At 58.2% G+C, this 23102-nt stretch carries 17 protein-coding genes; 10 read left to right on the forward strand and 7 right to left on the reverse strand.

Annotated elements, in window-relative coordinates; all coding sequences use genetic code 11:
* The first annotated feature begins 19 nt into the window (after positions 1–19).
* Genes ccsA through M504_RS02575 form a run of 3 tightly spaced genes read left to right on the forward strand, consistent with a single transcriptional unit; the run spans position 20 to position 2023 of the window.
* Positions 20–712 (forward strand): cytochrome c biogenesis protein CcsA, encoded by a 693-nt coding sequence (gene ccsA / locus M504_RS02570; protein WP_047487615.1) that lies wholly within the window; start codon positions 20–22, stop codon positions 710–712.
* A 2-nt stretch (positions 713–714) separates the two neighbouring features.
* Positions 715–840 (forward strand): hypothetical protein, encoded by a 126-nt coding sequence (locus tag M504_RS22625; RefSeq protein ID WP_255347711.1) that lies wholly within the window; start codon positions 715–717, stop codon positions 838–840.
* A gap of 1 nt (position 841) precedes the next feature.
* The gene (locus tag M504_RS02575; RefSeq protein ID WP_232296128.1) at positions 842–2023 is read left to right on the forward strand and encodes a YncE family protein; all 1182 of its coding nucleotides are present in this window, start codon (positions 842–844) and stop codon (positions 2021–2023) included.
* Here the strand turns inward: M504_RS02575 and M504_RS02580 are convergent.
* Positions 2020–2568: a TetR/AcrR family transcriptional regulator gene (locus tag M504_RS02580; protein WP_052200261.1), complete on the reverse strand. Its 549-nt coding sequence runs from the start codon at positions 2566–2568 to the stop codon at positions 2020–2022. The genes M504_RS02575 and M504_RS02580 overlap by 4 nt on opposite strands.
* A gap of 183 nt (positions 2569–2751) precedes the next feature.
* Here M504_RS02580 and M504_RS02585 point away from each other — a divergent pair, with 183 nt between their 5' ends.
* The 3 genes from M504_RS02585 to M504_RS02595 are packed head-to-tail and all read left to right on the forward strand — an operon-like array spanning position 2752 to position 8601.
* Positions 2752–3996, forward strand: coding sequence for an efflux RND transporter periplasmic adaptor subunit (locus tag M504_RS02585; RefSeq protein ID WP_084214365.1), 1245 nt, complete (start codon positions 2752–2754; stop codon positions 3994–3996).
* A 4-nt stretch (positions 3997–4000) separates the two neighbouring features.
* The gene (locus tag M504_RS02590) at positions 4001–7198 is read left to right on the forward strand and encodes an efflux RND transporter permease subunit (protein WP_047487618.1); all 3198 of its coding nucleotides are present in this window, start codon (positions 4001–4003) and stop codon (positions 7196–7198) included.
* Positions 7198–8601: an efflux transporter outer membrane subunit gene (locus tag M504_RS02595; RefSeq protein WP_047487620.1), complete on the forward strand. Its 1404-nt coding sequence runs from the start codon at positions 7198–7200 to the stop codon at positions 8599–8601. The genes M504_RS02590 and M504_RS02595 overlap by 1 nt, the downstream gene beginning before the upstream one ends.
* A 68-nt stretch (positions 8602–8669) precedes the next feature.
* On the opposite strand, the gene M504_RS02600 is transcribed toward M504_RS02595, so the two are convergent.
* Together M504_RS02600 and M504_RS02605 are read right to left on the reverse strand one after the other, a co-directional pair.
* Positions 8670–10787 carry a thioredoxin domain-containing protein gene (locus tag M504_RS02600; protein ID WP_047487623.1) on the reverse strand — a complete coding sequence of 706 codons (2118 nt, stop codon included), beginning with the start codon at positions 10785–10787 and terminating at the stop codon, positions 8670–8672.
* 81 nt (positions 10788–10868) lie between these two features.
* A complete protein-coding gene (locus tag M504_RS02605) occupies positions 10869–13028 on the reverse strand; it encodes a TolC family protein (RefSeq protein ID WP_232296129.1) in 2160 nt (719 codons plus the stop codon).
* 264 nt (positions 13029–13292) lie between these two features.
* Between M504_RS02605 and truA the strand changes: the two genes are divergently transcribed.
* The 4 genes from truA to M504_RS02625 all read left to right on the forward strand — a co-directional run bounded on the left by truA (position 13293) and on the right by M504_RS02625 (position 18095).
* Positions 13293–14150, forward strand: coding sequence for a tRNA pseudouridine(38-40) synthase TruA (gene truA, locus M504_RS02610; RefSeq protein WP_047487627.1), 858 nt, complete (start codon positions 13293–13295; stop codon positions 14148–14150).
* Positions 14147–15400: a M20/M25/M40 family metallo-hydrolase gene (locus M504_RS02615; protein ID WP_047487630.1), complete on the forward strand. Its 1254-nt coding sequence runs from the start codon at positions 14147–14149 to the stop codon at positions 15398–15400. The genes truA and M504_RS02615 overlap by 4 nt, the downstream gene beginning before the upstream one ends.
* The gene (locus tag M504_RS02620; protein WP_232296130.1) at positions 15382–16332 is read left to right on the forward strand and encodes a DMT family transporter; all 951 of its coding nucleotides are present in this window, start codon (positions 15382–15384) and stop codon (positions 16330–16332) included. The genes M504_RS02615 and M504_RS02620 overlap by 19 nt, the downstream gene beginning before the upstream one ends.
* Before the next feature lie 104 nt (positions 16333–16436).
* The gene (locus M504_RS02625) at positions 16437–18095 is read left to right on the forward strand and encodes a trypsin-like peptidase domain-containing protein (RefSeq protein WP_047487636.1); all 1659 of its coding nucleotides are present in this window, start codon (positions 16437–16439) and stop codon (positions 18093–18095) included.
* A 176-nt stretch (positions 18096–18271) separates the two neighbouring features.
* Here M504_RS02625 and M504_RS02630 read toward each other — a convergent pair whose 3' ends face one another.
* The 4 genes from M504_RS02630 to M504_RS02650 all read right to left on the reverse strand — a co-directional run bounded on the left by M504_RS02630 (position 18272) and on the right by M504_RS02650 (position 22995).
* Positions 18272–20695, reverse strand: a complete 2424-nt coding sequence (locus M504_RS02630) for an ABC transporter permease (RefSeq protein ID WP_047487639.1) — start codon at positions 20693–20695, stop codon at positions 18272–18274.
* Between the two features lie 472 nt (positions 20696–21167).
* Positions 21168–21464 carry a putative quinol monooxygenase gene (locus M504_RS02640; protein ID WP_047487646.1) on the reverse strand — a complete coding sequence of 99 codons (297 nt, stop codon included), beginning with the start codon at positions 21462–21464 and terminating at the stop codon, positions 21168–21170.
* Positions 21465–21487: 23 nt separating this feature from the next.
* Entirely contained in the window at positions 21488–22291 is an 804-nt protein-coding gene (locus M504_RS02645; RefSeq protein ID WP_047487649.1) for an SDR family oxidoreductase, read from the reverse strand.
* Between the two features lie 116 nt (positions 22292–22407).
* Entirely contained in the window at positions 22408–22995 is a 588-nt protein-coding gene (locus M504_RS02650; protein ID WP_047487652.1) for a TetR/AcrR family transcriptional regulator, read from the reverse strand.
* Positions 22996–23102: the final 107 nt, after the last annotated feature.

A 23102-nucleotide genomic window follows, 5' to 3' on the forward strand; every position in this document is an offset into this window, starting at 1 on the left:
GGTAGACTGTAAGACGATCATGAAGCGCCTTTTCTGGATGTTGTGCGGTCTGAGCGTGGCCCTGCTGGCATGGGGTTTGTACGAGGCCATTTTCGTTGCTCCCACGGAAGCCACCATGGGACCGATTCAGCGGATCTTCTATTGGCATGTGCCAATTAACATCTCCGCCGAAATCTTCCCCTATGCGAACATGATCGCGTCGATCGCCTTCCTGGCGACGCGTCGCAAAAATCACGCCTTGGCTATGAAGTTGGACGCCTTTGCCATTGCCTCCGCAGAAATCTCCGTTCTTTATGTAGGCCTCGGTCTCGCCACCGGGATGTTGTGGGGGCGTCCCGTGTGGGGCATCTGGTGGGCATGGGATGCCCGCCTGACCAGCTTCCTGATGCTCTTCCTGCTCTACGTCAGCTACCTGTTGGTGCGCAGCTTCTCCTCCAGCAGCCAGGCACCGGTAATTGCAGCAGTACTCAGTGTCTTTGCTGGTATTGATATTCCCATCGTCTTCGAATCCATCACCTGGTGGCGCACGCAGCATCCCGCACCGGTTTTGCGCGGAGACGGCGCATTGGACCCGGTAATGAAGACCGCCTTCCTCTGGAACATGGTGGCGTGGTTCTTCTGGGGATGCACTCTCATCTGGGCGCGTTACGCCATCGTTCGTCGTGAACAGCAGATCGCAGAACGCGAAGCCATGGAAGCACTGGAGGCATAAACATGGAACCTACTGTGAACAGTATCCACTTCCTCTGGGCCGCCTACATTCTCGTTGCCGTTACGAACATCGCCGTGGTCATCTGGCTTGCAGCGCGTTGGTCGTCCGTAAATCGGAAGCAATCGTAACGTGAAGGTAAGCCGCTCCATCACTCTTGCTTCCCTGCCGCTTCTGCTCCTTGCAGGCGGATGCAATCGTATGCGTTTTCCGCAACTCGCGGCGAACTACCGCGAATACGCGTACGTCGCGAATAATGCAGTTGGCACCGTGACCGTCCTCGATCTGGTGAACTTCCGCGCCGACCGCACATTGCAGGTGGGTGCTCAGCCCAGTGCCATTGCCGTGAATCCCACGCGCAACGAAGTCTACGTCACCAACTCCGGCAGCAGCACCGTCACCGCCATCAACGCGGACAACAACTCCATCGCCGCCACCATCGGCGTGCAACGCGGCCCGACCGGCATCGACGTTGATTCCACCGGCAAGCGCGCGTACGTAACGAATGCCGACTCCAACTCCGTCAGCGTCATCGACCTCGCAACGCATCGCAGCATTGCAACCGTAGCCGCTGGCGTTCAGCCTGCCACAGTGCGCGTGTCGCCTGACAATCGTTCGCTGGTTGTGGCCAATCGTGGCGCGGGTTCCGTCTCTGTCTATGCGATCGGCGAAGACCATCCGTTGCAGCTTCGTTCCACCTACGACAAGTGCTCCGGCGCAGCCGACATCGCCATCCTTGGCGACTCTTCCAAAGCCTTCATCACCTGCCCCGGCAACGATGAAGTCATGGCCGTCAGCCTCTCTTCCGCACCCGGAACATGGGAAGCCAAGCAGGACCCCGCATCCATGCAGGACCACTTGCTGGCGCGACTGCGCGTTGGCAAGCAGCCCGGACACATTGCCCTGAAGCCCGATAGCGGTGAGATTTTCGTCAGCAACTACGGCTCTGACAGCGTCAGTGAAATCTCCACCTACACCAACGAAGTGGGCGGCACCTACCTCATCGGCACACAGCCCACGCGCGGTATAGTCGGTGCGGACAACACATCGCTCTGGGTCGCAGCGAACGGCTCAGACTCCGTAAGCCTCTACTCCATCGACGATGGACGCATGTCCAACAGCATCCACACCGGCCCCGGCCCCGATGCCATGGCCATGTCACCGGGACAACCTGTGCTGCTGGTCGCCGACTCGCGCGGTGCAGACGTGGCGGTCATTCGCACACGCGCCACACGCGGTCCTGAGTTGTTCACCATGTTGCCTGCCGGACCACATCCCGTTGCTATCGGGATCAAGGCCTACAAGTCACATTAAACAACGCGTTCGCGCACCATCTGTTCAATGCGGGAGCGCACTTCCTCCTGCGAAAGTGCTCCCGGATCGAAATACAGATTCAGCGCAAGGCCGTCCAGCACAGCACCAAATGCAGCAAAGATCGCTCGCCGCTTTTGCGAGTTGTCTTCATGCAGCTCCGGTACCAGGTGCAACTTGGAATCCATGCCCTTCACACAAAGTGCCTGGTGAAGCTCCGCCAGACGCTTTTGTTTATGGGGATGCCGGATAGCGTACATTTTGAATTCCAGGTAAAGCATCACACGTTTGCGATCACACAACATAGCTTCCATATGATCCACAAGCGCAGCCACACGTTCTTCGCGCGTTGATTCGGGCGTAAGCCGAGTCCTATAGAATTCCCCGTCCGCCTCCATGTTCTCTTCGATCAATGCGAAAAAGAGATCTTCTTTGTCCTTAAAGTGGGCGTAGAGCGCGCCGCGCGTCTTGCCCGCTTCCTGCGCGATATCCTGCAGGCGAGCCACTTCAAACCCATCGCGCGCAAAGACGCGCCGAGCCGCAGCCATCAAATCTTTACGTGTCCGTATGGCCCGTTCTTGCGTACGATGTTCGGAAGTAACTTTTCTCACAGGCAACTTATTGAATCCCCGCTATTGGACGCATCATCGTATGTGAAAGATACATGCGCGTATGTTTTCTGTGAGAGAACGTTCAGCCGCAGGATCTTTCGCCAAGGAGCATTCATGACCATGCCGGCCATCCGCCGCGTGAACCAACGCACTCCCCTCGCACAGACCGCTTGCCGTGCGGCTTTTCTTTTAGCCGGAGCAAGCATCGTGCTTCTGGCAACAGGCTGCGAAAGCAAGCCCGCTCCACAGCAGCAAATGGGTGCCCTGCCTGTTTCCGTGGTCACGGTACAGCCGTCAGACGTTGCCCTGAACAACCAGTGGGTGGGCACACTGGATGGCTTCGTGAACGCGCAGATCCAGCCGCAGGTGACCGGTTACCTTATCCGCCAGAATTATCGCGAAGGTTCCGTTGTCAGCAAGGGCCAGGTCTTGTTTGAGATTGATCCTCGTCCCTTCCAGGCAACACTTGATCAGGCGAAGGGCCAGGTCGCAGCCGCAGAAGCTGCACTGGGTCAGTCACAGGCCGCTCTAAAGCTCGCAGAGATCAACGTCACCCGCGATACCCCGCTCGCAGAACAAAAGGCAATTGCTCAGAGCCAGTTAGATCAGGAAGTCCAGACCAGGGCACAGAGCGAAGCCAACGTGCAGCAGGCGAAGGCGCAGATCGCAACCGCACGCGCGGCAGAAGAGACAGCAGAGATTAACCTCGGCTTCACTAAGGTTCGTTCGCTCATCTCCGGTGTTGCCGGTCAGGCAGTCACACAGATCGGCAATCTTGTATCGCCCCAGACTGCCCTCACGTCTGTGTCGCAGCTTGATCCCGTCAAGGTGTACTTCTCCATCAGCGATAGCGAATACCTCGCACTCATCGGTCGTGCGAATGATAGCGATGCGGATCTCTTGAAGAGCGCCGCCAACGTTCCGCTGACACTGACACTGTCCAACGGCGATGCCTATCCCCACAAGGGCAAGATCGCATTCATCGATCGTCAGATGAATCAGCAGACAGGTGCCATCCGCATCGCCGCCGTCTTCCCGAATCCTAAGAATGTCCTGCGCCCCGGTCAGTTCGGCCGCGTTTCTGCCACCACACAGCTTCGCCGCAACACCATCACCGTACCTCAGGCCGCGGTGACCGATGTGCAGGGAATGAAGCAGGTGTACATCGTCGACGCTGGCAACAAGGCACATGCCGTAACGCTGCAGCTTGGTTCCGAATCTGGAAACAACTGGATCGTGAACTCCGGTCTTGCTCCGGGAAGCCGCGTCATCGTGGACAATCTGCAGAAGCTAAGGGAAGGTGCGCCAGTCGCGCCGCACGCCCCCGCTCCTGCGAGCGCAACAACACCCGCGGAAGCGAGGTAAGTTCGTGTCGAAATTTTTCATTCGGCGACCCATTGTCGCCATTGTGATCGCCATTATTACGGTCATTGTCGGTGTGGTTTCCATGCTGACTCTGCCCACGTCGCAATACCCTGATATCGTTCCGCCGGAAATCCTTGTACAGGCCACCTATCCCGGCGCCGATGCAAAAACACTTTCGCAGGCCGTTGCCACACCGATCGAGCAGCAGATGAACGGCGTGGACAACATGCTTTACATGTATTCGGTCAACGCCAACAACGGGCAGACACAGGTCTTCGTTGACTTTGACGTAAAGACGAATGCTGACACAGATCAGATCCTGTCGCAGCTTCGCGTCTCGCAGGCGCAGGCACAGCTTCCCGCACAGGTGAACACTGCCGGTCTCACCGTGCAGAAGGCGCTCACCTCTCCCCTGATGCTTGTCGGCATCAACTCAAACGACAAGAAGTACGATCAGGAATTTCTCACCAACTACGCCATCATCAACGTGCAGGACGAAATTGCGCGTGTACCCGGCGTAAGCCGCGTACAGGTATTTGGCGGCCAATACGCCATGCGAATCTGGGTTGATCCCAACAAACTCGCAAACCTTGGCGTCACCGCGACCGATGTCATCACTGCCCTCGGAACACAGAACGCCGTGAACCCGGCAGGACAGATTGGTGGAGAACCTGTTCCGAACGGACAGCAGTTCACCTACACCGTTCGGACTCAGGGCCGTCTGGTGGACGAGAAGGAATTCGAAAACATCGTAGTGCGCGCCAATCCTGACGGATCGGTGCTGCATCTGCGCGACGTTGCACGCGTGGAACTCGGACAGCAGCTTTACAGCCTTTCCGCACGTTACAACGGCGCACCTGCCGGCATGATGGGTATCTACCAGCTACCCGGCTCGAACGCGGTGCAGGTAGCAGAGCAGGTGCGCAAGCGCCTGGACGAACTGCAGAAGACCTTCCCCCCGGGTATCAAGTACGACGTGCCGCTGGACACCACCAAGGCCGTTAGCGCGGGTATTCACGACATTATCCTGACGCTGGGCATCGCGTTGATCCTCGTGATCATCGTTGTGTTCATCTTCCTGCAGGGCTGGCGCGCCACGCTGATTCCATTGCTGGCCGTCCCCGTCTCACTCATCGGCACATTCGTGCTCTTCCCGCTGCTCGGCTTCAGCATTAATACGCTGTCGCTCTTCGGCCTTGTACTCGCCATCGGTCTCGTCGTCGACGACGCCATCATCGTGGTCGAAGCCGTCGAACATCACATCGAGGAAGGCTTGTCGCCAACGGATGCGACGATCAAGGCGATGGAAGAGGTAGGCGGTCCCGTCGTCGCCATCGCCCTCATCCTCGCAGCGGTGTTCATCCCAACAGCGGCCATCCCTGGTATTACCGGCCGTCTGTATCAGCAGTTCGCTGTGACCATCGCCATCTCGGTGCTCATCTCGGCGTTCAACGCTCTTACACTCTCGCCTGCACTCGCCGCGCTGTTGCTCAAGCCAAAGGACCACAAACAGAAGCCCGGACTGCTTGGACGCTTCTTTAATTGGTTCAACCGTGTCTTTGGTCGCACCACGGAAGCCTATGTAGGAACATCGCGCGTTCTGATCCACAAGTCGGGTGCCACGATGATCGCGCTCGCAGTCATCGCCGTGGTCGCAGTCTTCATGGGTTCGCGCCTGCCCACGGGCTTTATCCCACAGGAAGACCAGGGGTATCTCTTCGCTGCACTGCAGTTGCCGGATGCCACCAGTCTTCAGAAAACGGATCAAGCCGCGCAGCAGATCACGAAGGCGCTTCTTGATACACCGGGTGTTGGTGGTGTTGTAGCCGTCAACGGCTTCAGCTTGTTGACACAGGTACAAAGCACCAACAGCGCGTTCTTCTTCGTCTCTCTCAAACCCTGGGACGATCGAAAAACCAAGGAAGAGCAGATCGAAGCGATCCAGGCTTCGGTCGGACAGAAGCTGATGGGCAATCCCGCTGGATTGGCTTTCAGTTTCCCGCCGCCAGCCATTCCCGGCATCGGAACCTCGGGTGGCGTTACCATGGTGGTGGAGGATCAATCCGGCAAGGATGATCCAAACTTCCTCACGCAAAACCTCTTCGCTTATCTTGGCGCGCTGAAGAAGCGTCCTGAGATTGCCGCGGCCATCCCGTCGTACCTGCCGGCAGTACCGCAGCTCTACGCTGAAGTCGATCGTGAAAAGGTCATCCAGCAGCAGGTGGATCTCAGCAGTGTGTACAACACCATGTCCACCTTCATGGGCGGCTACCTGGTCAACTACTTCAACCGTTTCGGTCGACAGTGGCAGACATACGTCGAAGCCGAAGGTGCATCGCGTACGAAGATCGACAACATCAATCAGTTCTACGTGCGCAGTGCCAACGGAAGCCAGGTTCCACTCGGATCGCTGGTTCACGTGAAGCAGATCAATGGACCGGAGTTCGTTCTCCGATTCAACGAGCACCCTGGCGCGCAGTTGAACGTCACCGGCGCTCCGGGCTACAGCTCAGGACAGGTACGAAAAGCACTGGAAGAAACCTTCCAGCAATCCATGCCAACCGGCATGGGCTATGACTACACCGGCATGAGCTACCAGGAACAGAAGGCGGCACAAGGCGTACCTGCATGGGTTGTCTTCGGTCTGTCGCTGCTCTTCGTCTTCCTCATCCTCGCGGCACTGTACGAGAGCTGGACTCTTCCCTTCAGCGTTCTGCTCTCCACACCGGTCGCCATTCTGGGTGCGTATCTTGCGCTCAGCATCCGCTCCATGGAAAACGACATCTTCGCCACCATCGGTCTCGTCATGCTGATCGGTCTTTCGGCAAAGAACGCCATCCTTATCGTGGAGTTCGCTGTCCTCAGCTACAAGGAAGGAAAGTCCATCGCAGAGTCCGCACTGGAAGCTGCAAGACTGCGCTTCCGACCCATCCTGATGACCAGCTTCGCCTTCGTCTTTGGCTGCCTTCCCTTGTGGACAGCCACCGGCTCAGGCGCGGTATCGCGACGCATCCTCGGAACCGTGGTGATCGGCGGCATGTTGCTGTCGTCCATCATCGGCATCCTCATGGTGCCCGTCACCTTCTCCGTCGTCGAATACATCTCGCATCGCTTCGGCAAGGGCGGTAAGGGCACAACGATGGATTCCAAGCCGGATTTTGATCCTGTAGCCGCGGCTGCCGCAGATGGAGGTCAACACTAATGCGACACCCAGCAATCACCTCTGTTCTTTCGCTTGCATTGATTGCCACCACTGGCTGCAATGTTGGTCCCAAATACACCCGCCCGCAGGTGCCGGCACCACCGGCATTCCGCGGCGCGGATGAAGCAGTCGTCTCCAGCGATCCCACGCAATCCATCGGCGATCGCAAATGGAGCGAGATCTTCCGCGAGCCTGAACTGCAGCAATACATTCAGCAGGCACTCGCTGCCAACTACGATCTGCGCATCGCAGCACAGAAAGTACTGGAAGCGCAGTCGCAGGTGAAGATCACACGCGCTAATCAGTTCCCTACGTTCAACGCTGGCGGTTCGGGCATCGGTGCGGAGTTGCCGGATTCGCTCAGCAATACGATTAGCTCACCAATTACTGCAGGCAGCCTTAATCTTTCCGCTGCGTGGATACCTGACTTCTGGGGCCTCTATCGCAAACAGACGGAAGCTGCGCGCGATCAACTCATCGCGCAGGACTGGGCACGCTCCGCAGTGCGCATGTCCCTTGTCAGCCAGGTCGCCACCACGTACTTCACGCTGCGTTCGCTCGACGAACAGATTGCCGTAGCGCAGGACACGCTGAAGGCCCGGCAGGATTCTGTGCGCCTCACCCGCGCGCTGACCGATGGGGGCCGCGCGCCGCTCTCGGATCTTCGTCAGGCGGAACAGCTTCTTTACGGTGCTACTTCCGCTATCCCAACGCTGGAACAGCAGCGCGAGCAGCAGGAAAACGCAATGCGTCTTCTGCTGGGCCAGACTCCCGGTACGGTCACGCACACAGACGCATCTGCACTCGCGCCTGTGCCGCAGGATCTCCCTGTAGGTGTCCCTTCGCAATTGTTGGAGCGTCGCCCGGACATCCAGCAAGCGGAAGCACAGCTCAAGGCAGCGAACGCAAACGTCGGCGTGGCCAAGGCGCAGTTCTTCCCGCAGCTATCCATCAGCTTCTCCGCAGGTCTCGGCGGAGACAGCTTCTCCAATCTCTTTGATCCATCCGGCCGCACCATCTACGGCATCGGTTCACTCGCGCAGCCAATCTTCGCAGGTGGCAAACTGAGTGGGCAGTACGCTCTTTCAAAACAGCAGAAGGAAGAGATGGTCCTCACCTATCAGAAGACCATCCTCGGTGCCTTCCGCGATGTATCAAATGCCCTCATCGCCGTAAACAAACAACGTGCCGCACGTGAAGAACAGCAGAAGCTTGTCGCAGCCGCGCAGGACTCGACACGTCTCGCACGTGTTCGTTATCAGGCAGGCGCCGCAACCTATCTGGAAGTTCTCGTCAGTGACTCCACACTCTTCAATGCGCAGTTGAATCTCATCAGCGCGCAACAAGGTGAGGCGACGTCACTGGTACAGCTTTACCAGGCACTCGGTGGCGGTTGGCAGTAACGCTCGCAACAAGGCAAAAAGAAAGAGGCCGGGTGATCATCACCCGGCCTCTTTGCATTTCCCTCTCTCTACGCCTGCAAAGCAGTAATCAACTCCTCCACATCGCGTATCGGTGGATGGCAAGTCATACCGCTGCAAACCAACGTATACACGCCGTCCACGCGAGGCATCTTCGCCACCGTCTCCATCAACGCAGGCGGCAACGCATCCATCTGTTCCGGCTTCACACGAATCACCGTGCGATTCACCGCGAACGGCGTCAACGCAATCAACTCCAGCCGCGCAGCTTCCTCTCCATCGCCAACGATTACGACCTGCACCGGCGGACGCGAAAGCCTTCCCAGCGCCAGCGCAAACGTCGCGGCATACAAACCAAAGTGCTCCACAATGCCCGCGAACGTCTCCAGTGTCTCCTGCGCGTTATCGCGATACACCTGCTTGCCGCTCAACTCATGCAACCGCAGCAGCAACATCGCAGCAGCAGGATTTCCCGCAGGCGTAGGCGCATCCTGAATCGGCTTACGCCGCGTGATCAACGCGCCAATCAACTCCGCTGCATCCGACGGCGTGTCATAGAACCCACCACCACGGCCGTCATAGAATCGCCGCAACAGCGTCTCCGCAATCTGCTCCGCAGCAAGGTAATAAGCCTGCTCGCCACACGCCTCCCAAACATCCAAACAAGCTTCAGCAAGGAAGACATAGTCATCCAGAACACCGGACACCTTCGTCGCGTGAACCTTGTCGGCATAAGCCACCACGTGCGAAACAGCACCATCCTGCAGCGCGGCACCCAGCACGCGATCCAGCGACTTCTTCGCGAACGCTATAGCCTTCGGCATCTGCAACGCGCGTCCCGCCGTCACAAACGCAGAGATGCACATCGCATTCCAGCCCGTGTACAGCGTGCGATCAATTAACGGCATCGGCCGCTTCAAACGAGCCTGGTACAACTTCCCGCGTACCATCTTCAACATCATTGGCGCTAGCGTCGCATCCACGCCTGCATGTTCCGCGGCCTTCTCCAACGTCATCGGACGGAACAGTACATTGCGCGAAACATCGTGGCGCATATCGCCCACCGCGCCAATGTCGTAGTACACCTCGGCAAACTTCAACTCTTCCGGCGTGAGAACTTCCGCAGCCTCCGCACGCGACCACGTGAAGTAATTACCGTCGTCATCCAACGACTGGTCTGCATCTTGCGAAGCGAAGAATCCGCCCTGCTCGCGGTCGCACAGCCACTCATCCATCCACTGCACAATGCCTCGCGTCGCCGCCGCGCACTCTGCATCCGCAAACGTCTGAAACGCATGGCAATAACTCCTAAGCATTTCGGAGTTGTCACAACTCATCTTCTCGAAGTGCGGCACGATCCATCGTTCATCCACTGAGTAGCGATGGAACCCTCCTCCCAGTTGATCGTAGACACCACCACGCGCCATCTTCTTCAGCGTCGTCAATACAGCTTCCGCACACTGCGCCGCATTCGCTTCACCACGCGACGCCGCATCGGTCAGCATCGTAATCGCTCCAGGATGAAGGAACTTCGGCTCCGATCCGAACCCGCCGTGCACCGGATCAAACTGCTTTAACGCCGAATCCATCATGCGATGCAGCAGCGCAATGCCAGCACCATCGCGCTCCAGATCACTCATCGCACCAGAGAATGTTTCGCCCTGCTCAATCGCTTCCATCACGCTCGATGCAGACTCAAAAACATCGTCACGCTGATTCTGATACGAAGCGGCCATCGTCATCAGCACACGCCGAAACGACGGGCGTCCATACCGTTCTTCCGGCGGAAAGTATGTGCCGCCGAAGTAAGGCCGTCCATCCGGAGTAAGAAACGCCGTCAGAGGCCAGCCGCCCTGCCCACTGATCGCAGCCACTGCCGCCTGATAACGCGTATCCACGTCCGGCCGCTCATCACGATCCACCTTCACCGCAATGAAGTGTTCGTTGATCAGCGCCGCGGTCTCCGCATCTTCATACGATTCGCGGTCCATCACATGACACCAGTGGCACCACACCGCCCCCACATCCAGCAGCACGGGCTTGTCTTCTGCCAGTGCACGCTCAAAGGCCTCAGGCCCCCACGGAAGCCACTGCACTGGTTGATGCATAGCCGAGCGCAGATACGAAGAAGACGAGGAGGAAAGCGCGTTTGCAACGATTTCAGACATCCTGTCCAGTGTACTTTGCGCACAATGGAAACGAGGCAGAGAGTGTTCTCTCTGCCTCGTTCGGTCGTTCGTTTGTGAAGCTTACCTCTGTGGGGTCACGCCCTGAAACGGCGGCAACGGCGGAGGTGTATTCGTCAAAGGCTTCGGCGGTTCCGGATCCTTTGGCGCGGTCAATCCCGGGATCACAGGCGCGGTGGTGATGTTGCCCGTCGCAGCCTGCTCCAGATTGATACCGTAACGGTCCAGCGTGTTTGCCAGCAGCTGCTGCAGCGAAGCACGGTCACGTGCATACACCGCAGTCGCAGTGATCAGCGTGTTCTCAGCGGTTGCCAGGTTACGTTCCTGCTGCAGAACATTCGCCGTGGTTGAAGCACCAAGGCGGAAACGCTTCTGTTCTGCATCCAGAGCCTGTGCCTGGTAATCACGCGTCGCCTGCGCAGCCACCACGGAAGCACGATCATTCGTCAACGCATACTGCCCGTTGATCACCTGAATGCGTGTCTGTGTGTAAAGCTGCTGCAAACGCATCTGTGCCTGGCGATATTCCATCTGCGAACGCGCCTGGTCAGCCTGCGCCGGACGGTTGCGGATCGGAATCTGCAACGTTGCACCTACACCGCGATCCGGAGCGCTGTTGTTAAACGCACCTGAGAACGCCGTGCCATACGCGCCATAGTTGCCTAGACCGCAGTTCGGCAATGTCGGGTTATTCGTACAGGCAGAGCTGGCAGGATTCGCCGTACCGGCAATACCCGTGCCGCCGTAGAATGCATAGGCATTCAGTACCGGCAGCAGACCATTCTTTTCTGCGCGAATGGTGATCTTGTTGTTCTCCATGTTCAGGATTGCCTGTTCAATGGAGGGATTATTCACGTAGGCCTGTTTCACCAGGTCTTCCAGCGGAGTATCTTCTTCCGGCAAACGCTCCAGGCTCACACGATCCGTCGGAACCACCGGAGCCGTCGCAAGCTGAGGATCATTTAGATCACGCACGATCGCCTGCTTCATCAGCAACTGCTGATACTCCAGGTTCGATTGCGAGGTGGTCAGTGACTGCTGATCCGTGCTCACAGCCTGATCGCTGTTCACAATATCCAGCGGTGCCAGCGTTCCAATCTCAAGCTGGCGGCGATTGTCAGAAGCCAACTTCGTGGACTGCTCCAACGCGCGGGTCTTCGCCTGCACATCCTCGTACGCGCTCACCAGGTTCCAGTAGATGCTTTCCACCTGGGTGACCGTGTAGATCAACTGCTGGCGGAAAGCCGAGTCCGTAATGCGGCGATTGTTCTTTGCTTGCAGTACGAAACGGCCCTGAATCCACGTGCCGAATCCCTGCAACAGGTTCTGCGTAACAGTAGCCTTAAAGTTCGCGTTGAACTGCGGCGTATACGCGCTCAAAAATGAAGTCGAGGTCACACGCGAGTTGTTATACGTGACATTCAACTGCGTACCCGTCAGGAATCCCTGCGCATAGCCGAAGTTGTATGTCGCCGTATCCGTCGTCGTGGAGTTCGGGTTGAAGATACTCGTTCCACCCGGCGCGATTGAGCTCTCATACTGCAGCGTGCCCGAAAGCAGAGGGTCCCGGTTCAGCGGCGTAGGTCCGCCACCGTTCGTGGACAACACGAGGCCTGCGGCACCGGTACCGGAACCGCCCGACGATGTCGTCGTTCCACCTGGGCCACCGCCGCCTGTCACCGTAGATGAAGTGCCGCCCAGCGTATTCGCGACAAGACCCGTCGAAACACCGCGCAACGTGCTTCCTGCCTTGGCGCGCAGGATATCCGTATCCGCAATGTCCAGGTTCACACGCGCGATTTCAATATCGAAGTTGTTTTCCAGCGCCAGCAGAACCGAGTCAGAAAGGCTCAGATAAATCCGGCCATCGCGCAACAAATCTTTCAGTCGGGGCGTGTTGCTTAACCGAGGAGCGTTGTAATCCGTCGCCGTATAAGGCGCGATCGGATTCTTCCAATGGCTCTTCAGTGTGGTGTAATCCTTGCCGGTTTCCCGCAGATACAGCGGTCCGGGATGGGCCGGCTCAGGAGCCTGCGGGACATCCGGTCGGCCAGTCGTGTCAATCTGCTGCGCCTGCGGGGCAGCAGGTGCGGTGGGGTTTGCCTGTGCGCCCGCCGGGGGAGCCTGTTGCTGCCCAGCCTGCGCCAGCGCCACATCCTGGCCAAGTGTTCCCATGAAAAGCAGCGCGATTCCGGCCGCTCCCTGCAATGTTCCTGCTTTCACGCCTGTGTTCTCCAACAACTGTGAGGAAAGTCTTTTCCTAAGGGAGACGTTCGCCGGACCCGTTCGGACGCACCTTTCTTGCATGCGACCGATTATCAGATCAGTTCAATCCATTTCGATTGCCTGACTGACCCCATTCGCAGGCCACTTGTACGTCCGTGTTCCCTTCGGAAGTCAAAGTATACCAACCACTGGCCACGCCACACGGCATGGTCGTGCATGGTACGTTCGAAACATCCGCAATGTTCCCGCGGACCTCTTGCCATGCCCGATTCTCAATTCCAGACTGACACCGCAGCCCACACCTTCCGGCTGACTCTGGCTTACGACGGCACAGACTATTTCGGATGGCAGATCCAGCCCGAACTCCGCACCATCCAGGGCACCCTCGCCCGAGTCCTCCGCGAAACCATCGGCGAAGAAGCCCTGCCACAAGGCTCAGGGCGTACTGACACCGGCGTCCACGCCGTCGGCCAGACCGCCTCCCTCACACTGAAAGCCGATATCCCTGCAGACCGTCTCCACCGCGCGCTCAACCGCCGGCTTCCCTCCGCCATTCGCATCCTCACCTGCGAAGCCGTGCCCGAAGACTTCCACGCCCGCGCGAACGTCCTCAATAAGACCTACGAGTACCGCATCTTCCCCCGCCGTACGCCCGGCAGTCGCGAAGAAAACATCTGCCTGCCACACGTCGCACGGTACGCGTGGGATTGCCGCTGGCCGCTGCAACTGGAACCGATGCAGCAGGCCGCAGCAGCCCTCATCGGCACGCACGACTTCTCGTCCTTCGCCGCCCGCGACCCCGACCGCAAACGTCGCGCAGAAGAGTCCGGTGAACCGCTGAACAACATCCGCACCATCTTCGCATCGGAATGGCTCCATAAAGATGACCTATTCGTCTATCGCGTCACCGGTACCGGCTTCCTGCATCACATGGTGCGAAATATCGTGGGTACCTGCGTCGAAATCGGCTCTGGCCGCATCCCTTCCGATAGCATCCCAGCCATCCTTGCCGCAAAGAAACGCGACGCCGCAGGAGCCACCGCACCACCGCAGGGTCTGCACATGATGCAGGTGATCTACCGCAACGATCGTCCAAATACTGAGGAGGCCAGCGCATGATTCTTCGCGACCGCGAACTCCTCCCCCTCGCACGCATCGCACAAATCGCGCAGGACCGCTCCGTCCATCGCGCCTTCGGCTGGTTCCATCTGCATGAACCACGCATCCGCGCATGGCAGAAAGAATGCGTCGCCATCCCCGCACCACCCTTCGGTGAAGCCACCCGCGCCGCATGGTTCGTCGACCGCATGAACGACCTCGGCCTCGCCAACGTCCACATTGACGAAGCAGGCAACGCGCTCGGCCTTCTCCATGAAGACGACGGCACATCGCCCGTCGTGCTGCTCTCAGCGCACCTCGACACCGTCTTCGCCGCCGAAACAGAACTCGACATCCGCGAAGACGAATCGCTCCTCATCGGCCCCGGTATCTCCGACAACGGCGCAGGCCTCGCCGCCCTCCTCGCCATCGCCGCCGCCGTGCGCCACTCGGAAATCAACCCCGCCGCAAACATCCTTTTCGCCGCCAACACCGGCGAAGAAGCCGAGGGCGACCTCCGCGGCATGCGCCATCTCTTCAACGCATCACCCTTCGCATCACGTATCTGCGGCACGCTCGCACTCGAAGGCGCAGGCAACGAAACCGTCGTCACCCGTGCGCTCGGTAGCCGACGCTTCCGTGTCGAAATCACCGGCCCCGGCGGTCACGCATGGACTGACTCCGCGCTGCCCAACCCCATCGTCATCCTCGCGCAGGCCATCAGCGAACTCGCTGCACTCAAACTTCCCGCACGCCCGCGAACCACGCTGAACATCGGCGAAATCCGCGGCGGCACGTCGGTCACTTCGGTCCCGCAATCCGCTTCCGCCACCTTCGACATCCGTTCCACCGACGCCAGCCAGATCCTCTCGCTCGAAGTCCGTCTTTACCGCGCCGTCGAAGACGCCATGCTCGCCATCCCGCGCTCTCACCGCGACACCCTGAAGGCGGTCATCACACTCATCGGCGACCGCCCTGCCGGAGAACTCGCACCCAACTCGCGCCTCCTCGCCAGCATCCACGCAGCCGACCGGCACCTGCGCCTCCGCACAGAAGAGCGTCTCGGCTCCACCGACGCCAACATCCCGCTCTCCCTCGGCCGCGAAGCAGTCGCCATCGGCTCCGGTGGACTCGCCGGGGGCGTCCACACCACAAACGAATGGCACGACACGCGAGGCCGCGACCTCGCCCTGCGCCGCGTCCTTCTCGTCCTGCTCGACCTCTGCGGCTACGCAGGCATAAATGCCGCCGAATGCGACGAGCGGTCATGATCGTCACGCGCCGCCAATCCTTCCTGGCCCACGCTTTTCTTCTCGCCATCGTTCTCGTTTGGGGAGCCACCTTCAGCGTGGTGCAGAAAGCCCTGCGCGACTGCTCACCCTTACTCTTCAACACCCTGCGCATGACGCTGGCATGCATCGCCTTAGCCGTCGTCCATCTCCGACACCTGCGCAACCTGTCCCGTTCCGCCATCCGCGCAGGAGCCGTCGCCGGCCTCTTCCTCGCCCTCGGCTACGCCCTGCAAACCACCGGCCTCCAAACCACAACAGCCCCCCGTTGCGCTTTTCTTACGGGACTGGTCGTGGTCCTCGTGCCACTCTTCTGCATCGTTCCCAAACTCCGTCCGCCGGGCACAACCCGCCCCGGAATCGGACCCCTGTTCGGTGCCGCCGGAGCCTTCGCAGGCATCGTTCTACTGACCACACCTGCAGGCCTTCCGTTAAGCGAATTCACTCACGGACTCCATCTCGGCGACCTCCTCAGTTTCCTGTGCGCCATCGCCTTCGCCGCGCATCTACTTTCGCTGTCGCACTTAGCCCGGCAAGTCCCCGCGTCCCAACTCGCAACCCTGCAGATCGGCTTCGCAGCCTTCTTCCTCGCCGTCGCCATGCCGCTGGTCGAAACGCCGCGCATCCATATCAGCGGATACCTCATCTTCGCCATGCTGCTCTGCGCGCTCGTCGGCACGGCGGCAGCGTTCTATGTCCAGACCTGGGCACAGCAATATCTGCAGGCCAGCCACACCGCCCTGCTCCTCGCCCTCGAACCAGCCTTCGCCCTGCTCACAGCACTGCTCTTTTTCGGCGAGCGACTCACCCTCCGCTCCGGCCTCGGTGCGGCACTCATTCTCATCAGTCTCATCGCCAGCGAATTGCTGTCATCACAACCAGTCTCGGAACAACCCGAAGCCAACGCTGCATAACACCCCTTTCCACGCATACAATTTCAATGCGGAGGCGTCTAATCCGCTGAGGTGCCACATCTCGCGGCACGTACGCTCCAAGGAAGAACGAGGAATACCCTTTCATGGCATCGAACCAGACCTTTTCAGAACGGATTCGCAACAACCGTCTTGCGACATCGTTCGTGCTGCTCGGAACTCTCTCAGCCGGCGTTATCGCTGGCTCGGTGATGACCGGAACCGTTCACGGCGCAATGCAGCAGAAGAAGAACGATACCTCCGACGCATCGCCGCTGAAGATTCCCGGCATGGTCGCGGAGCCGAATCAGTTCACCAAGATCGCCAAGGAAGTGGGTCCAGCGGTCGTCAATATCAACACCGAATCGCTGCCCAAGCAGGTCACCAATCCGCGCAACCGTCGCGGTGGCCGTCGCGCAGCACCGGGCCAGGGTCAGGGCGATGACGATCAGCAGCAGAACGACATGCAGGACTTCTTCAACCGTTTCTTCGGCGGCAACGGCCAAGGCGGCGACGGAGATGACGACGACGATCAGGGCGGCCCAGCAGGCGGCGAACGCCATGCACTCGGCTCCGGCTTCATCGTTGACCCGCACGGCTACATCGTCACGAACAACCACGTTGTCGATAAGGCCGACCGCATCTACGTCAAGCTGACCACCGACCCCGAAAACGACCCCGGCCACCCGGCCCGCGTCATCGGCGTCGACAAGGAAACCGACATCGCCGTCATCAAGATCGACGTCCCCGGCTCCCTGCCCACCGTTAAGCTCGGCAACTCCGACGGCGCACAGGTCGGCGACTGGGTTCTCGCCATCGGCAGCCCCTTCTCGCTCTCGCAGACCGTTACGGCTGGCATCGTATCCGCCAAGAACCGTGTCGATCCCTCGGGCGCTGGCAGCCAGTTCCAGAAGTTTATCCAGACCGACGCAGCCATCAACCCCGGCAACTCCGGCGGCCCGCTGCTCGACATGTCCGGCTCCGTCGTCGGCGTGAACACGGCCATTTACACCCAGTCCATGGGTTCCGTGGGCGTTGGCTTCGCCGTCCCGTCGAACACCGTCATCAACGTCTACAACAACCTCATCTCGCCAGAGCATAAGGTCGTTCGCGGCTCCATCGGCATCAGCTTCCAGCCCGGTATCTCCTCCGCGGTCAGCCGTATCTACGGCTTCGCCAAGGGCGGCGTTCTGGTCTCCACCGTCACACCCGGTGGCCCGGCAGCCAAGGCTGGCATCAAGCCGCAGGACGTCATCACGGCCATCGATGGCACCCCGGTCAAGGATGGTGACGAACTCGTCTCCAACGTCTCGCCCCGCCATCCCGGTTCAACCGCACGCCTCACCTACCTCCGCGACGGTAAGGAAAACAACGTAACCGTCACCATCGGCGACCGCGCTCAAACCACCGCCGCTATGAACGGCGACGACTCCGAAGACGACAGCAACCCGAACACGCCGCCCAAGTCCAACGTCGCACAGGACAAGTTCGGCATGTCCGTACAGGCCGTCCCCTCTGAGATTCTCAGCCGCCTTAAGATCTCCGGCGGTGTGATGATCACCAACATCAAGCCCGGCACCTTCGCCGATGACCTGCCGCTCCAAAAGGGTGACATCATCACCGAAGTGAACCGCCATGCCACCCCAACCCTGCCCGAGTTCGAATCCACGATCTCGAAACTGAAGTCAGGCGACGACGTGGTCTTCGTAGTACGCCCCGTCAACAGCCGCAACGGCAGCAGCTTCGTCGGTGGCAAGCTCCCGTAAAAAGCAACCAGCATCAAGAGAAAAGCCGGGCGAATCAGCCCGGCTTTTTGCTGTCTGAAACTTCCCTCTGAACAGTGCGATCAATCCGTCCCGAACACATGAAGAATCCGGTGCGCGCCGTTCATCAGCATGTGAAAACGAATACCTTGATCCGCCTGAACCGAACTATTCCCTGCCTACTCCGTTCTAAGTGCTTGCATAGGCTGAACCGAAGCTGCCCGACGAGCCGGTATCAAGCAAGCAACAAGCGCTGAAATAAGCAGCAGCAATGCCACGGAGAACATCACGGACAGATCCAGCTTCTCCATCCCATAGAGCGTCTTCTGCATTCCCCATCCGACAAAATACCCTCCGACCGCGCCCACGGAGAGCCCGATTGCCGCCAACACCAATCCTTCCTTCACGATCAACCCGACCACGCTGCGGTGGCTCGCACCCAGCGCCATACGCAATGCGATCTCATGCGTTCGTTGCGCAATCGAAAACGACAGAACGCCATACACTCCGATCGATGCCAGCAGTAACGCGACCACAGCGAATACAACGAACAGGATGAGAGTGAAGCGATCGTTCGAAAGAACCCGGTCGTGAATTTCCTCCATGGTCCTGGGTTCCGCCAGCGCGATATCAGAGTCCACGCGGTGAACGGCTGTCGCAATTGAAGGAATCATCGACGCGGGGTCGGTTGTCGTCCTCACGCCAATACCCGCGGCAGGCCAGGGTATCTGCCAAAAGGGGATGAGCATCTCCGGGTTTCCGTCGGTCCTCTCGCGACTATGCACATTGTGATAAACCCCGATGATCTGCCATTCCTGCGGCGCACCGAGTTTTGTCACGCCAGGGATAAGCTCTTCCACCGAGATGCGAGTCAGCAGCGGGTCTGCAGCCTTGAGGTGCTTCTTCACGAAGTCCTCGTTGACGACAGCCACTTTCACGGAAGCCCCTGCATCCTGATCCGTAAACGAACGACCACGCGTCATCGTGATCCCGAACGTCTGGAAATAGTCAGGAGTCACCATTCCGTACCCAGTATTCGGGCGCATGGACGGATCATTGAAAGCCGGTTTCCCAACAATGGTGAATGGCATTCCAAATCCCGGCCCGTAGAGCGGCGTTCCGGTTTCAGCAGAGACAGAAGTAACACCCGGGACTGCGCGAATACTCGCCAGCATTTGGCGATAGTAAGCAACCACTCGCTCCGGCTCTTTGGAACGCGTCTCTGGTACAGGAAGATAAAACGTCAGACTGTGATCCGGACGGATGCCCAGGTCCACATTCAGCAGCTTGACGAACGAATGAATGGCGAGCCCGGCGCCTGTCAGCAACGAAAGTGCGAGAGCGAATTCGCCGATCACCAGCATCTGTCTCAAACGATGATGTCCCGCGCTGGTACCCGTCCGGCCACCCTCCTTAAGAGCTTCTCCTGGATCAATCCGTGAGGCATACCAGGCGGGAGCCGATCCGAACAGCACCCCTGCAAGTGTCGTGGCGGCGAGCGTAAAGAAAAGCACAGGAAGATTCAAGTGCAGGTCGGCTTCGGTAGGAAGCGTACCCTGCGGCATGATCGAGACGAGTGCCTGGAGCATCGCCCAGCCCGCACCGATCCCCAGCACCCCGCCAGCCACTGCAAGTAGCAAACTTTCCAAAAGGAGCTGCTCAAAGAGCGATTTCCGACTCGCTCCCAGCGCACTTCGAACCGCAAGCTCCTTTTGCCGACTCAAACCCCGCGCCAAAAGAAGATTCGCCACGTTGACGCAGGCAATCAGCAAAATAAATCCAACCGCACCAAGCAGTATCCAGAGCGTCTGCTTCCGCTCAGAAGGCAGAAAGTCGTTCTTCAGTGGCTCAACGAACGAACCCCACCCCTTGTTGCTCTTTGGGTTCACTTCTGCAATATGGGCTGTCACAGCATCCATATCGGCCTGTGCCTGTTTCAGAGTCACACCGGGCTTGAGCCTTCCAATCGAAAGAAGCCAATGGAAGTCGTGATTCAGCTGCTCGGGCTTGAAGACAAGCGGAACGATAATCTGCGCTTCGTTGCGATCAGCGATCCCCGGAGCGAGCACACCCACCACGGTGTAAGGCTCGCTGTTCACATGCATGGTCTTACCCACCAGCGTTCGATCCGACCCCAGATGTGACCACAGCTTATGAGTCAGGATCACAACATGCCCCTTACCCTCCTTTCCTTCTTCCGGCAGAAAGTCGCGGCCAAGAAAGAACGGGTTCCCAAGCATGTTGTAGTAACCGGGAGTCACCTGCATTCCGTCGATGTTCTCCGGAACAGCCTTGGTGGCAATGTTGAAAGATCCACCGGTGAAGGCGCTCAGGGTCGAAAACGAACGCGATTGTTCGCTCCAGTCCTTGTAGTCACCAGCGGAAATGCCATTGTGATACGTCTTGATCTTCGACCACACAACCACCAATTGGTCAGGTTCCGGGTACGGTAGCGGAGCAAGCAGTGTCGCGTAATCGACCGTGAAAATAGCCGTATTGACACCGATTCCAAGAGCCAACGTCAGCAGGATCGTGATCGTCAATCCCGGACTTTTCCAAAGCATGCGTACGGTATGGCGGAGGTTACGCAGCAAACTTGGCATCAAGAGCCTCACCCGATTGAAATCGAATTCATACTACTTGCTCCTCCCAGGTTCCAACATCAATTGAGAACGAAGTGTGTCTCCCCCGTTCCAACACAATGACGGAATACATGGAGGCGTTTCTCCTGTAGGACTCCCCCTCAGGCCTGTTTGTATTTTCAGAATGAAAATATCTTTCTCTCAAAAGGACAAAGCAAAGCTCAAACGACCAAAGGTCGTCATCCTGAGCGAAACGAAGTGAAGCCGAAGGACCTGCATTCCTCCACACTCACTACAACGCAACAGGAAATCGAAAACCTGCAAAGTACCACCGAACCAAGCGCCAAAGGCGCGACCAGATATTAGCCTAGGCCGAAGGCCTAGGTAGCCAGTCTTGCACGAGAACAAAGGGCCAAAGGCCCGCTCTATCGGACCAGGCACAATCCGCAACAAAAGAAAGGCCGGGCAATTAGCCCGGCCTTTCTTATGCCACTTAAAAGGAATTCAGTTTAGTCACCTTCATCGGCTCCAGCAGCTTTCCTTCCAGATCCGCACCCAACTTCTGTGTGTACGGCTGAGCCATATGGAATCTGTGCGCCTCCTCCGAAGAGAAGATCTCAAAGAAAACCAGCTTGTTCGGAGCACCCTCAATCGAGGTCGTATACATCGCCTCACATCCCGGCTCCTTCAGCACCGTGGGAAGAAGCGTTGCAAAAATCTGCTTGGTCTCTTCCAGCACTTCAGGCTTCACCAAAATCTCCGCAAGCAGGTAGAGCTTTCCATCCTTCATGACATCCTCCTTTGAAGGTGCGATTAGAACTTCGACGTGTAGCGAGGAGCTGCGTCCTTGCTCGACAGGAAGGGATACAGCGCCAGGCGCGCCTCCTCATACCGATTCCACACCTCAACATCCGGCAACGCAGGAATCGTAACCAATTCCTTCTCGTCGAATGCCACCAGCGATGCATCAACACAATCCTCTGCACTCATCACATTCTTTTCAGGCAGATTGTGTACGGCCAAACCTGCACGATCCCAGAAGTCCGTCCTCGTTGCGCCCGGCAGAACCGCCTGCACCTGTACGCCTGTGTCCTTCAGCGTCTTGAACAGCGACTGCGTAAAGTTCAACACGTAGGCCTTCGATCCGCTATACGTACCGTTCAGCGCATCAGGATTCACCGCAACCACTGACGAAACGTTGATCACAGCGCCAGCCTTCTTCTCAATCAGATTCGGCAGCACTGCAGACGTCAGGCGAGTAAGCGCCGTCACGTTCAGAAAGATCATGTTCTCAAGCTCATCCACGTCCGAGTCAACAAGAGACTTCGTGCCGCCAAAGCCAGCGTTGTTCACAAGAATCGACACATTCTTGTCGGCCTTGAGTCTCGCTTCAACTGCAAGCAAAGAGGACTTATCAGTAAGGTCCGCAATCAGCGTCTCGACCTTCACACCGTTCTGCTTCGACACCGTATCGGCAACGTTGTTAAGACGCTCACCATCACGCGCAATCAGCAGCAGATCATATCCGCGCTTTGCAAAACGATCTGCGTAAACAGCACCAATACCGCCCGATGCACCGGTAATAACGACCGTACCTTTGGAGTTTGCGGAAGACATTTTCATTCACCTCTTGTTCGTTAAGTTGGCCGTAATCCCGGTCACATTTGAATTGATTAGACCAGTCTGTTCTGTGATTCAGAAAATCTTTTTCTTTTATGTAAGGCATGCAGGATTCAGCCCTTCAGCAGAACATTGAAAGTGTTGTCGAAGAACAACTCCAGCGGCTTATCGCTCTGGTCGGCCTTCGCCCTCACCTGCGCCCCCTCCCACCCATTCACAAGCAGCGCAGCCAGATCATCAGCCTTCGCTGTCTTGGGCAATTCGTTAGCCGCGATCGCTTCCCGAATCGTCTTCGCCAACGAGTTCTGCCAGGCATCGAAGATCGTGCTCAGCAGACTCCGTATCTCGGCATTCTGTCCGCCAATCTCAAGGCTCAGATTGCCCAGCAGGCATCCCGCAATCGGCCCACCGCGACGCCCATAGGTTGCCATCAGGTCCTTGAAATAACGGCGCAGCTTCTTCATAGGCGAGCGGGTCGAATCATCCAGGTTCCGCTCCAGGCGATCCAGCTCACCAGCCGCATAGCGCCGGATCACCTCCATCACAAACTCGTCTTTCGTCGAGAAATGGTGATAGAACGACCCCTTCGGAATCTTGGCAACCTCAAGTATCTGGTTGATTCCAGTAGCGGAATACCCCGCCGAACGCACCAACTCCAGACCGACTTCAATCAAATTCTCGCGTGTGGTTCTGCTGGCCATAAAGAATAGACTAGTCTACCCACCGCTTGGATTCTTCTAGACCCGGCATTCCTTGGTTCAAGCGTCCGCCTGTAAAAACCATCAGTTGTTGGTTGAAACAGCGCGCA

The organism is Terriglobus sp. TAA 43 (assembly GCF_000800015.1).
In the GTDB taxonomy this organism is placed as follows: domain Bacteria; phylum Acidobacteriota; class Terriglobia; order Terriglobales; family Acidobacteriaceae; genus Terriglobus.

What these genes read in the sequence shown, in the direction of transcription:
- ccsA (WP_047487615.1), top strand. Translation starts at nt 20, where the DNA reads ATGAAGCGCCTTTTCTGGATGTTGTGCGGTCTGAGCGTGGCCCTGCTG.
- M504_RS22625 (WP_255347711.1), top strand. Translation starts at nt 715, where the DNA reads ATGGAACCTACTGTGAACAGTATCCACTTCCTCTGGGCCGCCTACATT.
- M504_RS02580 (WP_052200261.1), bottom strand. Translation starts at nt 2,568, where the DNA reads ATGGCTGCGGCTCGGCGCGTCTTTGCGCGCGATGGGTTTGAAGTGGCT.
- M504_RS02585 (WP_084214365.1), top strand. Translation starts at nt 2,752, where the DNA reads ATGCCGGCCATCCGCCGCGTGAACCAACGCACTCCCCTCGCACAGACC.
- M504_RS02595 (WP_047487620.1), top strand. Translation starts at nt 7,198, where the DNA reads ATGCGACACCCAGCAATCACCTCTGTTCTTTCGCTTGCATTGATTGCC.
- M504_RS02600 (WP_047487623.1), bottom strand. Translation starts at nt 10,787, where the DNA reads ATGTCTGAAATCGTTGCAAACGCGCTTTCCTCCTCGTCTTCTTCGTAT.
- truA (WP_047487627.1), top strand. Translation starts at nt 13,293, where the DNA reads ATGCCCGATTCTCAATTCCAGACTGACACCGCAGCCCACACCTTCCGG.
- M504_RS02615 (WP_047487630.1), top strand. Translation starts at nt 14,147, where the DNA reads ATGATTCTTCGCGACCGCGAACTCCTCCCCCTCGCACGCATCGCACAA.
- M504_RS02620 (WP_232296130.1), top strand. Translation starts at nt 15,382, where the DNA reads ATGCGACGAGCGGTCATGATCGTCACGCGCCGCCAATCCTTCCTGGCC.
- M504_RS02625 (WP_047487636.1), top strand. Translation starts at nt 16,437, where the DNA reads ATGGCATCGAACCAGACCTTTTCAGAACGGATTCGCAACAACCGTCTT.
- M504_RS02630 (WP_047487639.1), bottom strand. Translation starts at nt 20,695, where the DNA reads ATGCCAAGTTTGCTGCGTAACCTCCGCCATACCGTACGCATGCTTTGG.
- M504_RS02640 (WP_047487646.1), bottom strand. Translation starts at nt 21,464, where the DNA reads ATGAAGGATGGAAAGCTCTACCTGCTTGCGGAGATTTTGGTGAAGCCT.
- M504_RS02645 (WP_047487649.1), bottom strand. Translation starts at nt 22,291, where the DNA reads ATGTCTTCCGCAAACTCCAAAGGTACGGTCGTTATTACCGGTGCATCG.
- M504_RS02650 (WP_047487652.1), bottom strand. Translation starts at nt 22,995, where the DNA reads ATGGCCAGCAGAACCACACGCGAGAATTTGATTGAAGTCGGTCTGGAG.